This is a genomic window from Gluconobacter cadivus, assembly GCF_015244745.1.
Taxonomy (GTDB): domain Bacteria; phylum Pseudomonadota; class Alphaproteobacteria; order Acetobacterales; family Acetobacteraceae; genus Gluconobacter; species Gluconobacter cadivus.
Map to the genome: position 1 here is coordinate 326,209 of NZ_JABCQI010000001.1, position 12,402 is coordinate 338,610.

A 12,402-nucleotide genomic window follows, 5' to 3' on the forward strand; every position below is an offset into this window, starting at 1 on the left:
ACGCTCTTAACGCAGCTTGGCGGCGTTGGCGAGCGCTTCAATCGGCCCGGACTGTCCAGACAGCCCCGACGGAACAGATTGTATGATGACCTGCGCGAGTGCGAACGGAGGATCATCCGTCAGGCTGACCAGAAGCTGGGCGCTCTGTCCCGCAGGCGTCAACTGATGCAGGACTTCCTTTGCTCTTCCGGAGAGCTGCAATTCAGGAGCACCACTCGGGCCATTACAGACCCCGATATCCTGAAGCTGGACGCCATGGGCAAAGCCGGTTCCCAGTGCTTTGACGCAGGCTTCCTTGGCGGCCCAACGCTTGGCGTAGCTGCCCATGCGCGCCGCTCCCGAAAGGCGGTCGGCATAACTGCGTTCCGCTTCGGTGAAAACGCGGGTGAGAAAGCGGTCGCCAAAGCGGTCGACGCTTTTCTCAATGCGCGAGATCATGCACAGATCCGTCCCCATTCCGAGGATCATGAAATCACCCCTTGGCGCGCTCGACCTGCATGACGCCTACAGCCGTTCTGAAGGCCGCGATCATGGACGAGAGGTGACGCAGATCCTTTACCTCCAGATCCACCAGAATTTCCATGAAATCGAGCTGTCGGTTTACGATCTTGAGGTTGAGAACGCTGCCATTGTGCTTTGCAGCCACGTTTGTCAGGGTCGCGAGAACCTCCGGTTCGTTGGCAGCCACCACCGACAGTCGGGCCGTATAGGGCTCGGCGCCCTGACGGCGACCAAGGGCTTCGTAATCCCAGTCCACTTCCAGAAAACGCTCGGGCGTATCTGCGAAACTGGACAGGTTCTGACAGCCACGCCGATGAATGGTGACGCCCTTGCCCTGCGCGATAATGCCGACGATCGGATCTCCCGGCAGGGGCCGACAGCAGCCTGCAAAACTGATGGCGATCCCGGAACCAATCCCCTTGATCGTGCTCCCGGAATGCGCCGTCGTCTTCGGGGTACCATGCCCCGATCCGAGCATGAGAGACTGCCCGAAACGGGGCGAGAGGCCAGGAACCATCCGGGGCGCACGAACGCTCTGGCGCAGTTCAGGATAAGCGGTGTTGACGACATCCTTGGGGCCAAGCTGGCCATTGCCGACCGAGACGTACAGATCTTCAACCGAAGCCTGACGAAGTTCCTTGAGGATACCGTCGAGTACCTTTTCGGAACCGTCCACGCCTTCCTGACGGAAAGCCTTGGCGATGGCGGCACGACCGTTGTCGATATGGCCCTGCCGCTGCTGCTGCGTCACAAAACGCCGGATACGGGCGCGGGCCTTGCCCGTTGCGACGAAACGCTCCCAGGACGGCGACGGTGTACCGCCACGGGCGGTCATGATTTCGACCTGATCGCCATTCTGCAGTTCATGCCGCAGCGGCATCAGACGTCCGTTTACCTTGGCGCCAACACAGGTATCACCGACCTGACTGTGCACGGCATAGGCGAAGTCGACGGGAGTGGCACCGCGCGGCAGGGAAATCAGCTGCCCCTTGGGGGTGAAGCAGAAAACCTGATCCTGATAGAGTTCCAGCTTGGTGTTTTCGAGGAACTCGTCAGGAGCCTGACTGTCCTCAAGAATCTCCAGAAGATCCTGCACCCAACGCAGTTTGCGGGTCGGCGCGCCAAAGGCTGACGACAGGGCCGCGGCTTCGCGCTCGCTGGGGGTCGCATGTTCCTTGTAAGCCCAGTGAGACGCCACACCGTTTTCAGCCAGATCGTGCATTTCGGCAGTGCGGATCTGGACTTCGATTTTCTGGTTGCGCGGATGGCGCAGGGTCACGCCGGTATGAAGGCTCTGGTAGCCGTTGGCCTTGGGAGTGGAAATGTAGTCCTTGAAGCGCCCGGCGATCATCGGATAGGCGCCATGGATAGCCCCGAGCGCCATGTAACAGGCGTCACGCGTGGGAACGAGCAGGCGGAAGGCCATAATGTCCGAAAGCTGTTCGAACGCCACGTTCCGGCGCTGCATCTTTTCCCAGATCGAATAGGGCGATTTTTCGCGGCCCGTAACTTCGACCCTGTCAATCCCGGTTTCGGTACAGAGGCCCATCAGTTCCTGACGGACCTGTTCGATGACATCTGCCCCCTGCCCCCGCAGAAAGTTCAGACGCGCGCGGATCGTTGCATCGGCTTCGGGTTCAAGCTGGGCGAAAGAGAGGTTCTGAAGCTCCGTCTTGACGCGGTCCATACCGATGCGCTCGGCGAGCGGTGCATAGATATCCATTGTCTCGCGGGCGATACGCTGCCGGCGGTCCGTGCGCTGCACATAATGAAGTGTGCGCATGTTGTGCAGGCGATCGGCCAGCTTGACGATCAGAACGCGGATATCCCGCGACATGGCCAGAACAAGCTTACGGAAATTTTCGGCCTGCTTGGTGCGGTCGGACTGGAGTTCGAGCCGCGTCAGTTTCGTCACCCCGTCAACGAGCGCGGCAACATCCTCGCCAAAGCGGGCTTTCAGGGAGTCACAGGAAACACCGGTATCTTCGACAGTATCGTGAAGTAGCCCCACCATAATGGAGGTCGCATCCATGCGGAAACCCGCAAGGATATTGGCGACGGCAATAGGGTGCGTGATGTAGGCGTCGCCATTATCGCGACGCTGCTCGTTATGGGCGTTGGCCGCCACATCATAAGCAGCCTCGATCTGCGTGAGATCGGCCGACGGATCGTAGCTTTCGATTCGCCTCAGCAGTCCGGCGATGGACGGCTTGAAGTCCCCGCTTGCGACAGGCGGGGACGTAGTTGGAGGAGATGCATCAGGCATGAAGCATTCCTCCCTCAGTAAAGCCGGTCAGAGATCAGCGACGACCCCGACCACCCAGTTCGGCTTCAATGGCAGCAGCTTCGTCAGCAGACATGTTCTCAGCCATGTGAGCATGCTCTTCTTCGGCAGACACATCCTGCAGACCAAAAATGTTCTGGTCCGTCGGGATAAGATCCAGAACTTCTTCGTCCACGGGCTCCGGCTCAGGCGCACGGGCCAGCGAACGGATGATCCCTTCGCGCAGAACGGGCAGGCTCACCTTGTCTTCAGCGATCTCACGCAGGGCAACGACCGTGTTCTTGTCGTTTTCACGATCGAGACGGATTTCTTCACCGCGTGACAGGCCACGGGCACGCTGGGCGGCCAGCAGGACCAGTTCGAAACGGTTAGAAACCTTCTCGATGCAATCTTCGACGGTTACGCGCGCCATGCGACAGGCCCCCTTCGGGTAAGACAAAAGAATAAAATAAGAGAGAACGCTGGCAATAACATGCAGTTCATGCGAATGCAATCGGCGCCTGCCCCACCTCCGGAATTGAACGCGAGTGCCTCCATGCCTGGTCGCAGCTGGATGGCAGCCTCTGCCTCTCTCGCGTGGGGCGACATATTTTATATATCAGGATTACTCTACATGCTTTTGCGCCAGAACGAACGCACCGCCCTTTTCATTGACGGCGCCAGCCTCCATCACGCCGCCCGCAATCTGGGATTTGAAGTCGATTTCCGCAGCCTTCGCAAACTGTTTGAAAATGCCTGCCTTTTCCAGCGCGCCTTCTATTACGCCGCCATGCCCGAAACAGACGACTACTCTCCGCTCCGTCCGCTGACCGACTGGCTCTCCTATAATGGGTATCATCTCGTGCTAAAAACTGCGCGGGAGTTTACGGATCCTTCAGGAAGACGGCGTATCAAGGGAAACATGGATGTCGAACTGACAGTGGATCTTCTGGAACAGTCGGGCCGCCTTGATCACGCCGTGATCATCAGCGGTGATTCCGATCTGCGTCGCGCTGTTGAGGCTGCGCAGGCACGGGGGGTCCGGGTTACGGTCATTTCCTCGATGCGTTCGACCCCGCCCATGATCGGAGACGATCTGCGGCGCCAGGCGGATATGTTTGTGGAACTGGCTGACATCGCGCCGTCGTTCACACGGCGTCAGGCCGAACCACGCAATCCTCCCCGACAGGGGCCGGTTCGTCATCCTGCTGATATCAACAGTGACGAGACCAACGACTCATGACCCCTCGGGCTTCTACCGGAACGATCCCCGCCCCGCCTCCGCTCCCTGCCTTTGCAGAAGGCACGCGGTCAGGAACAGGGCCGCTCTCAGCCGAAATGCTGATTGTCTGCCTCGATCCGGAAGACGCCACGGCGACACTGGCGTCCTTTCTGGACGCCAACAACATCGTTTTCGACACAGCCCTTGCCGGACCAGAGGCCATTCTGGGACGGATCACCAGAGTCATGCAGCCCCTGTCGCCACAGCCGCTGGCACTTCCGTCCGAACTCGAGGCCTGTAGCGCCGCTCTCTGTACCGAGCTTCAGAGTATGCCCAAACTGAAACTGGTCCTCACACTTGGAATCAGCGCGCATATTGTGGTTTTGGGGGCATGCGGCATTCCGTTGTCTCGCCTTGATTTCCGCCCCGGCGAAATCACCCATCTTCCCGATGGCCTGCTTCTGGCCGATGGATGCCATTTCCCCAATACGCCATTCCCAGCCGAAATGATGACTCAGCGTCGTTCGGCCCTGACGGAGCTTTCTCCCAAAATCCGTGCAGCGTTGCGTCCAACTGTCTGAGAAACCGATGGGCTCTGGTTCAGGGCCCACTTATCTCCGTTTCTCAGGCAGGACACGACACAACAGAAGCAGTGCAAGACCAGCCAGATACGGCGCGGAGACAGCGTTCAGTGTCTTGAACGACAGAAAGAAGTGGATGCCCGCCAGAACTGCGGCCAGGTAGATCAGCCTGTGCAGCACCTTCCATCGCCGCTTCATCAGGCGCATGGAAAACGCATTCGAGGTCAGCGCGAGGGGGACCAGCAGAACCAGCGCGCTCATCCCGAGAATAATGAAGGGACGGTGCGTGATGTCAGTCCACAGGACGCCCCAGTCAAACCCGTGATCCAGACCGATATAGGCCAGCACATGCAGACTGGCATAGAAAAACGCCAGTAACCCTGTGAGGCGTCGGTATCGGAGCAGGTTGATGCCCGCAAAGCGTTTCAGCGGAGCCAGCATCAGACAGGCCAGCAGAAAGCGGAAGGCCCAGAGACCCAGTGACCGCTCGAACACATTGACCGGATCGGCACCAAGCGCCCCATGCTGCCCCTGCCAGACGAGCCATGCAGCCGGGATCATGCCGATCGGATACAGAATGACGCGCCAATGCCGTTTTACGGCTCTTAAGGCGGACACAGAATCTGATGGCATCAGAAGTTTTTCCGCAAATCCATGCCGCGATACAAATCCGCCACCTGCTCGCCATATCCGTTGAACATCAGCGTCGGCTGTCGTGTGGCGCCGAACAGGGAGTGTGCGCCTATGACGCGCTCTGTCGCCTGACTCCAGCGCGGGTGATCGATCTGCGGATTAACGTTGGCATAAAAGCCGTATTCATCGGAGGCGAGGCGGTTCCATGTCGTAGGCGGTTCGTGATCCAGCAGGCGAATGCGCTGGATGGACTTGATGCCCTTGAAACCATATTTCCACGGGACGACCAGACGAATGGGCGCGCCATTCTGGTTCGGAAGCGTTTCGCCATAAACGCCGAGTGCGAGCAACGTTAGCGGATTCATGGCCTCATCCAGACGCAGACCCTCCACATAAGGCCACTGAATCCCCGACAGACCATCGCTCTGTCCGGGCATCTCCGACGGGCGCAGAACGCTCTCGAAAGCGACATGGGTGGCGCGTGGATCGGGATCGGCATCCTTCAGCAGGCTCGCAAGCGGAATACCGTCCCACGGAATGACCATGGACCACGCCTCGACGCAGCGCATCCGGTAAATCCGCTCTTCCATCGCTGCAGAACGCAAAAGCTGCTCGACATCCAGACGGACGGGCTTGCGGACGAGGCCTGTAATTTCCAGCGTCCATGGGAGCGGATGGAAATCCTGGGAGCGGGCCGCAGGATCAGCCTTGCCCATCCCGAACTCATAAAAATTATTATAATGAGTCACGTCTTCGTGTGGCGTCGGCGTCAGATTACCGGAATACGGACCCGGATGTGTCTGGAGGGAGGCAGCCTTTGCCGTAGTGGCAAGCGCGCTCAGGGCTACGGCACCGCCGATCAGAGCGCGTCGGGAAAGATAGGCTTCTTTCGGCGTAATCTCGGACGGCTGGGGTCTGGGGTACTGAAAAAGTGCCATGATCAATTTCCGGACTTTGAGAAACTCTGGCACCTATGATGCGTGAGTCTGTCGTAACGCATCATAAGGAGCCAGTATCCATGCCCCGTCCTAAAATCGGTTTTATCGGCTACGGCGCGATGGCTCAGCGTATGGGCGCCAATCTGCGAAAGGCTGGCTACCCGGTTGTGGCGTTCGCGCCTTCAGGCGGCAAGGACGAGACGGAGATGCTGCCCTCACCCCGCGCAATTGCCGAAGCCGCTGAGATCATCATTTTCTGCGTGCCGAACGATGCAGCGGAAATTCAATCCCTGTCTGGCGAAAACGGTGCGCTTGCCGCTCTGACGGCTGACAAGCTTGTCCTCGATACCTCCACCGTCTCGCCGGATCAGGCGGACGCTTTTGCAAAACTTGCCGTCGAACATGGCTTTTCCCTGCTTGATGCGCCTATGTCCGGCAGTACGCCGGAAGCCGAAAGCGGCGATCTGGTCATGCTGGTGGGCGGTGACGAATCCGTGGTGAAGCGGGCCCAGCCGGTTCTGGACGTCATTGGCAAGCTGACGATCCATGCTGGTCCAGCGGGTTCTGCGGCGCGCCTGAAGCTGGTTGTGAATGGTGTGATGGGCGCGACGCTCAATATCGTGGCTGAAGGCGTGTCTTACGGCCTTGCCGCCGGACTGGACCGCGATGTCGTATTCGAAACACTTCAGCAGGTGGCCGTCGTCAGCCCGCATCACAAGCGCAAACTGAAGATGGGCCAGAACCGGGAGTTCCCGTCTCAGTTCCCCACGCGTCTCATGTCCAAAGACATGGGACTTCTGCTGGATGCCGGTCGCAAGGTCGGTGCGTTCATGCCGGGCATGGCTGTTGCCGATCAGGCACTGGCCCTTTCAAACCGCCTGCATGCGGATGAGGATTACTCGGCCCTCATCGGTGCGATGGAACACAGCGTTGCCAATCTTCCTCATAAATGAGAACGATACGCGGGAGCGACCGTTTCTGAGGGCGGTCACCTCGCCTTATTCTGCCAAGGAGTGACATCATGGCTTTCGAACTTCCCACCCTGCCCTACGCCGAAAATGCTCTCGCCGATGCTGGCATGTGCCAGGAAACGCTGGAACTGCACCACGGCAAGCACCATCAGGCCTATGTCACGGCTCTGAACGGTTTCGCGGAAAGCAAACCGGAACTGGCTGGCAAGACGCTTGAGGAGATCGTTACGTTCTCCTACGGCAAGCCTGACATCGCGCCGGTCTTCAACAATGCGGGCCAGCACTGGAACCACGTCCTGTTCTGGAAGAACCTCTCCCCGAAGGGCGGCAAGATTCCGGCTGGTCTGGAAAAGAAGATCGCTGAAGACTTCGGCTCCGTCGAAGAGTTCAAGAAGCTCTTCAAACAGGCTGCCACGACGCAGTTTGGTTCCGGCTGGGCCTGGCTGGTACTGGACAAGTCCGGCAAGCTTGCCGTGACGAAGACGGCAAATGGCTCCAACCCGCTGGCCGAAGGTCAGGGCAAGGCGCTGCTCGGTCTCGACGTCTGGGAACACGCCTACTACCTCGATTTCCGCAACCGTCGTCCGGACTATGTCACGAACTTTCTGGACAAGCTCGCCAACTACGAGTTTGCCGAAGCTGAACTGAAGTCTGCCTGATTTCTTTTCGGGTTCATCAGATCAAAAAAAGCCCCGTCCGGTTTTCCGGGCGGGGCTTTTTCGTGAACGGCTCTGCAAGTTCCAGTTCAGGAATCGTTGGCTGGCTTTTCACGCGACGTAATATTCGTGATCGTGCTGCGAACGATTTTCACGCGCACGCCCTGAGCGATCTCGACATCCACTTCGTCGCTGTCATCGCGGGTCGCCTGCACGACACCAACGATGCCGCCGGCCGTCACAATCCGGTCGCCGCGGCGCAGGGAGCCCTGCTCGTCACGCAGCTTGCGTGCGCGCTGCTGCTGGGGACGGATCAGCAGGAAATAGAACACCACGAAGATGAAAATCATCGGGGCGAACTGAAGCAGCTGCGGGTTGGAAAGCAGACCACCACCATCGGCGGCCTGGGCGGAAGAAATGAACAGACTGCTCATGGATATCAGGGTCCAGTCTTGAGTGAAGCTGGCGGGGACCATATCGTCCGGAGGCTGCCCGTCAAGCGTGGCGCCGATGTCTTTTGATCTCAACTCCTTTCAAACCGGAAACGTTTTCCATGACCGACCACGCCCTGCTCAGCGCTCTCGAACGTATTGCTGCCAGTCTGGAGCGCATGAGTCCGCCCCCGCCGAGCGCGGATATACTGCACAAACATGACGCTTTTCTCTGGCAGGCCGCACTGGGTATGCTGACGCCAGTCGAGAAAGTTTCTGGCGTTCCTCTATCTCTGCTTCAGGGCGTAAAGCGGCAGATGGATCAGGTCATGGCCAATACACGGCATTTTGCCGGAGGATTCAGCGCCAATAATGTCATGCTGTGGGGGGCGCGCGGGATGGGGAAATCTTCGCTCGTGAAAGCCTCCGTTGCGGCCGTGAACGAGGAACAACGGGCGAAGGGGGGCGGAACACTGGCCCTGATCGAGATCCAGCGTGATGAACTTTCATCCCTGCCAAAACTGCTGGCCGTTCTGCGGACTACAAAACGCCGCTGTATCCTGTTCTGTGATGATCTCTCATTCGAGAGTCAGGACGCGGATTACAAATCTCTCAAATCCGTACTCGATGGCGGTATCGGCGGTCGGCCCGAGAACGTCCTGATCTACGCGACGTCAAACCGGCGGCATCTGATGCCGCGGGACATGATCGAGAACGAGACGGGCAGCGCGATCAATCCATCCGAAGCGATTGAGGAAAAGGTCTCGCTTTCGGACCGGTTCGGCCTGTGGATAGGGCTGTATGGCGCAACACAGGACGATTATCTGGCGATCGTCGAGGCTTATGCGGCTTATTACAAGCTGCCGGTTCCGCGCGAGGAACTGCGGCGGAAGGCATTGCAATGGGCCATGGCGCGCGGGAGCCGCTCGGGTCGCGTGGCCTCGCAGTTCATCAGCGATTTGGCTGCGGAACTGGGTGTAACACCCGAACAGGATGCCTGAATTTTACGGCTGTTTTTACTCGCACAAAACATTGAACGTACGAGAGTAATAATATGATCATCCTGATGATAATCGCCGCATTCTTTCTGGCTTATGCCGCTCCAGACACATCCATCGGCAAAATCTGTCGTGATCGGCTCGTGACGCGACCCTTCCGATGGGTGAGAGAGTTTCCTTACACTTTAGGAATGCTCGCGTTGGTGACTATTCTATTTGTAGGCTGTGCCACATGGCTGCTGGGGCATGATGGTTTTGCCGCCAGCATGCGGATGGCTCCCGATTTTCTGGCCTTCGCGAGTAGTTTTGAAGTGACGTCTTTTATCGAAGCGGCATCCAGCATTGCATTCATGATGCTGACGGCGGGAGCAGGGAAAAACTTTTGCGTTCTACGGCAGTTGCTCCGACGCACAGCGGGACGCGGCAGACGGGCGGTGAGCGCAGCACGCGCATGCCTGACGGGCCGAAATACAGATGACCCTGACCCGGCACTTCTTTCAGCTTATGCCTAACGATGAAAGCAGGCGGACCGAATCGCCGCCTGCCTTGCCGTCGTTCAGAACGACGCGCTGACGGTACCGAAGAATTCGCGGACAGCACCGCGTTCCATGGACTGGTAATCACCCACGGCGGGGTTGTCGTTCTCACCCATCATAGAGATGTATTTGGTGTTGAACAGGTTATAGACATTGAAGCTCGCCGTGACATCCTTGAGAACACTGAGCTTGCCGAAACGATACTGCGCACCGGCATTAGCCAGCCAATAGCCGCCGATCGACGTGTCGTTCATGAAGCTGTAGTAACGACGGCTGTAGTAGTTCGCATCAAAGTGCGCCGTCATGCCCTTCCAGCTATAGGCAACCGATGTTTTGTACATCCATGCCGGATAGTTGACGATATTCTTGCCAGCCAGCGCGTAATAGCCGCCGACCGTATCGACGTTTCGGTCGTAGGTGCCTTTGTTGTAGCTCAGGTTGTTGCTGATGCTCAGACCGTCGATGGGGGTGATAGTGATGTCGCCATTCGCACCCGTCATGGAGATATGGCCGAAATCAATGACCTGCGAAACCGGATTGGTCAGAGAGCCCACAGCAGCGGCCAGAATCGGGTGGATCAGGCTGGCGTGATAGACGGTCGCATTCACCTGAAGGAGTTTGGACGAATAGCGATAGCCACCAAGATAGACCCAGGCCTTTGACGGCTCGAGAGACTTCTTCTGAGCCTGGAACGTCGCCTGATCCTGCACGGAATAGACCGAATTTGCCACGCCATAAGCCGAGACTTCATAGGCGCGCATGTTTTCGGCCACGTCCACATAGATCTCGTGATGGCGGTTGATATGCCAGTCCAGATTGATGTGTGGCAGGAAGGCCTGAGACGCTGTCAGCGATCCGTTCGGCAGGGCGTCCGCACCCGTCCAGTCAGCATTGTTATACTGTGCGCCGCCGGATGTGGTGGCTGTCATGGACTTGAAACCGGCATGCAGTGTCAGACCTTCGGCCAGCTGGATGCTGTCCTGAAGGTGAAACTGCATGACATTGGTGTTCCACTGGAAGTTGTAACCTTCCAGATAGGCCGGGCCGTAAACATCATAAGGTCCAACGGCCTTGAGCGGTGCGCCCTGCCCCAAGATCGGCTCGCGGTAATTGAAGAGCCCGGCCTGCTGGTTGTTGTTCTCGTACCAGACACCGCCTTCAATCGTATGGCGCCCCCATTTGTAGCGCAGGCTGGTATCGAAGCCGTAGCGTTCCTGACGGTTCTGCCAGACTTCCTCGGACAGAGGCGCACCGCCCTCGACCTGATCGTCGGGGTCGCTGTCGGTATAGCTGTAATAGCCGGTCTGGCTATGACCGTAGATCGTACTGTTCCAGGTTAGATGGTCAGTGAGGGCAAGGTCGAAATGCAGACCGCCCATGTAATTGGTTTCGGCCTGCCCGCCATCATACATGGCGATATTGGAGCCATCGATACCCGGAACACTATCATAACCCGCCGGATAGGGGCGCGTGCCGTTGGCAATACCGTAAGCCAGCGCGTAATTCGGATAAAGATGCGGGGTGCGCCAGCCGAGATTCTTCAGAATCCCGATGGACGTATCGGGATAGTTCCACTGGGCAAGGCTGGACCAGTTGAAGAAGGCTGACATGCGGCTGCGTTCGTTGATCGGCTGTACGAGCTTCGCATCGACCTGCTGCATGAACTGGTCGCCGCTGCCCATCCACATGCCTTCGTCGGTCCGGGCATAGGAGGTGTAGAGCTTCGTACCGGTCTGGTTCAGCTTGCCGGAATCCAAGCGGACATAGGTGCGGTAGGAGCCATAGCTGCCAAAGGACTGGCTCACCTTACCGCCGCGTTTGTCGTCGGGGTCCGAAGAGCCGATTTGGATCGTCCCGCCCAGCGTGTTCATGGAAGGCAGCTCAACAGACCCTGCGCCCTGCGACATCCGCATGGACTGGATGTCGTCTGGAATAATGGCCGAGGCAAGGCTCATGCCGCTGACGGACTGGTAAGTCTGATCGTTCAGGGGAACGCCATCCACCGTCACGCCCATCTGGTTCATGAAGAAGCCACGGACGTAGAGATTAGCGCCGAAACTGTCGATGCCGAACGGATCGGTGGAAGTGAAGCTCACGCCCGGCGTACGGTCCAGCATCTTGTAGGCGCTGGTTCCGGGAACATACTGGCGCATGATGGCTTTCGAGACAGCCTGCTCGGCATCACGGCCCGTCAGTTGCCGTCCCGTAACAGCGACGCTTTCGGTCGCGTGGGATTCCAGAGCCTCGGTCTTGCGACGGGCCGGTGCGGCACGTTCCGCGCTCTTCCGTGCAGATGCGCCAGAAACAGCTTTCGAAGCTGTTTTCGGGGCATGATGCTTCGCCGGGTGTGCAGACACCGACACCGGCGAAGCATCATCGGCTGCCGGAAGAGGCTGATGCCCTGCCGCCAGAGCAGACTGGCGGACTGCGAACAGTGCGATGGAGGACAACAGCAGGGATCTGGTTCGCACCGTGGACGAAACTCCGGAATCTGGGTTTTGTGAACTTTGGGAAGCGGTGTCCTAAACGTGCCTGCACACTGCGAAAAGCGCCAGCATTGCTAGATGATGTTTCAATGACACGAAAACGGTGGTTTTTGTGCCGCATGTTGCGGGAAAGACGCGCTCTGCGCGGATGAATGATCGCTTCCTGTCGGGGGGCTTTGCCTGTTA

At 58.3% G+C, this 12,402-nt stretch carries 13 protein-coding genes; 6 read left to right on the forward strand and 7 right to left on the reverse strand.

Features of this window, described 5'->3' with window-relative positions:
• Window positions 1–6: 6 nt before the first annotated feature.
• From acpS to rpoZ, 3 genes are read right to left on the reverse strand one after another with little or no spacing between them, the layout of a single operon-like run.
• Window positions 7–468, reverse strand: coding sequence for a holo-ACP synthase (gene acpS, locus HKD28_RS01500; RefSeq protein ID WP_194266579.1), 462 nt, complete (start codon window positions 466–468; stop codon window positions 7–9).
• Window positions 469–472: 4 nt separating this feature from the next.
• Window positions 473–2,767 (reverse strand): RelA/SpoT family protein, encoded by a 2,295-nt coding sequence (locus tag HKD28_RS01505; RefSeq protein WP_194266580.1) that lies wholly within the window; start codon window positions 2,765–2,767, stop codon window positions 473–475.
• A gap of 34 nt (window positions 2,768–2,801) precedes the next feature.
• Window positions 2,802–3,197: a DNA-directed RNA polymerase subunit omega gene (gene rpoZ, locus HKD28_RS01510; protein WP_062033888.1), complete on the reverse strand. Its 396-nt coding sequence runs from the start codon at window positions 3,195–3,197 to the stop codon at window positions 2,802–2,804.
• 201 nt (window positions 3,198–3,398) lie between these two features.
• Between rpoZ and HKD28_RS01515 the strand changes: the two genes are divergently transcribed.
• Entirely contained in the window at window positions 3,399–4,007 is a 609-nt protein-coding gene (locus HKD28_RS01515) for a LabA-like NYN domain-containing protein (RefSeq protein ID WP_194261575.1), read from the forward strand.
• Window positions 4,004–4,567 (forward strand): uracil-DNA glycosylase family protein, encoded by a 564-nt coding sequence (locus HKD28_RS01520; RefSeq protein ID WP_194266581.1) that lies wholly within the window; start codon window positions 4,004–4,006, stop codon window positions 4,565–4,567. The genes HKD28_RS01515 and HKD28_RS01520 overlap by 4 nt, the downstream gene beginning before the upstream one ends.
• Before the next feature lie 30 nt (window positions 4,568–4,597).
• Here the strand turns inward: HKD28_RS01520 and msrQ are convergent, their stop codons facing one another.
• On the reverse strand, window positions 4,598–5,200 hold the full coding sequence (gene msrQ / locus HKD28_RS01525) for a protein-methionine-sulfoxide reductase heme-binding subunit MsrQ (RefSeq protein WP_194266582.1): 603 nt from the start codon (window positions 5,198–5,200) through the stop codon (window positions 4,598–4,600).
• A complete protein-coding gene (gene msrP / locus HKD28_RS01530; RefSeq protein WP_194266583.1) occupies window positions 5,200–6,138 on the reverse strand; it encodes a protein-methionine-sulfoxide reductase catalytic subunit MsrP in 939 nt (312 codons plus the stop codon). Before msrP ends, msrQ begins: the two co-directional genes overlap by 1 nt.
• An 80-nt stretch (window positions 6,139–6,218) precedes the next feature.
• Here msrP and HKD28_RS01535 point away from each other — a divergent pair, with 80 nt between their 5' ends.
• Both HKD28_RS01535 and HKD28_RS01540 read left to right on the forward strand, forming a co-directional pair.
• Entirely contained in the window at window positions 6,219–7,091 is an 873-nt protein-coding gene (locus tag HKD28_RS01535; protein ID WP_194261579.1) for an NAD(P)-dependent oxidoreductase, read from the forward strand.
• Between the two features lie 68 nt (window positions 7,092–7,159).
• Window positions 7,160–7,768: a superoxide dismutase gene (locus HKD28_RS01540; RefSeq protein ID WP_194266584.1), complete on the forward strand. Its 609-nt coding sequence runs from the start codon at window positions 7,160–7,162 to the stop codon at window positions 7,766–7,768.
• 86 nt (window positions 7,769–7,854) lie between these two features.
• On the opposite strand, the gene yajC is transcribed toward HKD28_RS01540, so the two are convergent.
• Window positions 7,855–8,199, reverse strand: a complete 345-nt coding sequence (gene yajC / locus HKD28_RS01545; protein WP_194266585.1) for a preprotein translocase subunit YajC — start codon at window positions 8,197–8,199, stop codon at window positions 7,855–7,857.
• Between the two features lie 119 nt (window positions 8,200–8,318).
• Here yajC and HKD28_RS01550 point away from each other — a divergent pair, with 119 nt between their 5' ends.
• Window positions 8,319–9,197, forward strand: a complete 879-nt coding sequence (locus HKD28_RS01550; protein ID WP_194266586.1) for an ATP-binding protein — start codon at window positions 8,319–8,321, stop codon at window positions 9,195–9,197.
• 53 nt (window positions 9,198–9,250) lie between these two features.
• The gene (locus HKD28_RS01555) at window positions 9,251–9,706 is read left to right on the forward strand and encodes a hypothetical protein (protein ID WP_194266587.1); all 456 of its coding nucleotides are present in this window, start codon (window positions 9,251–9,253) and stop codon (window positions 9,704–9,706) included.
• Window positions 9,707–9,750: 44 nt separating this feature from the next.
• Here the strand turns inward: HKD28_RS01555 and HKD28_RS01560 are convergent, their stop codons facing one another.
• Window positions 9,751–12,201 (reverse strand): TonB-dependent receptor domain-containing protein, encoded by a 2,451-nt coding sequence (locus tag HKD28_RS01560; protein WP_194266588.1) that lies wholly within the window; start codon window positions 12,199–12,201, stop codon window positions 9,751–9,753.
• Window positions 12,202–12,402: the final 201 nt, after the last annotated feature.

Coding starts and splice junctions, on each gene's coding strand:
- acpS (WP_194266579.1), bottom strand. CDS start 468: ATGATCCTCGGAATGGGGACGGATCTGTGCATGATCTCGCGCATTGAG.
- HKD28_RS01505 (WP_194266580.1), bottom strand. CDS start 2,767: ATGCCTGATGCATCTCCTCCAACTACGTCCCCGCCTGTCGCAAGCGGG.
- rpoZ (WP_062033888.1), bottom strand. CDS start 3,197: ATGGCGCGCGTAACCGTCGAAGATTGCATCGAGAAGGTTTCTAACCGT.
- HKD28_RS01515 (WP_194261575.1), top strand. CDS start 3,399: ATGCTTTTGCGCCAGAACGAACGCACCGCCCTTTTCATTGACGGCGCC.
- HKD28_RS01520 (WP_194266581.1), top strand. CDS start 4,004: ATGACCCCTCGGGCTTCTACCGGAACGATCCCCGCCCCGCCTCCGCTC.
- msrQ (WP_194266582.1), bottom strand. CDS start 5,200: ATGCCATCAGATTCTGTGTCCGCCTTAAGAGCCGTAAAACGGCATTGG.
- msrP (WP_194266583.1), bottom strand. CDS start 6,138: ATGGCACTTTTTCAGTACCCCAGACCCCAGCCGTCCGAGATTACGCCG.
- HKD28_RS01535 (WP_194261579.1), top strand. CDS start 6,219: ATGCCCCGTCCTAAAATCGGTTTTATCGGCTACGGCGCGATGGCTCAG.
- HKD28_RS01540 (WP_194266584.1), top strand. CDS start 7,160: ATGGCTTTCGAACTTCCCACCCTGCCCTACGCCGAAAATGCTCTCGCC.
- yajC (WP_194266585.1), bottom strand. CDS start 8,199: ATGAGCAGTCTGTTCATTTCTTCCGCCCAGGCCGCCGATGGTGGTGGT.
- HKD28_RS01550 (WP_194266586.1), top strand. CDS start 8,319: ATGACCGACCACGCCCTGCTCAGCGCTCTCGAACGTATTGCTGCCAGT.
- HKD28_RS01555 (WP_194266587.1), top strand. CDS start 9,251: ATGATCATCCTGATGATAATCGCCGCATTCTTTCTGGCTTATGCCGCT.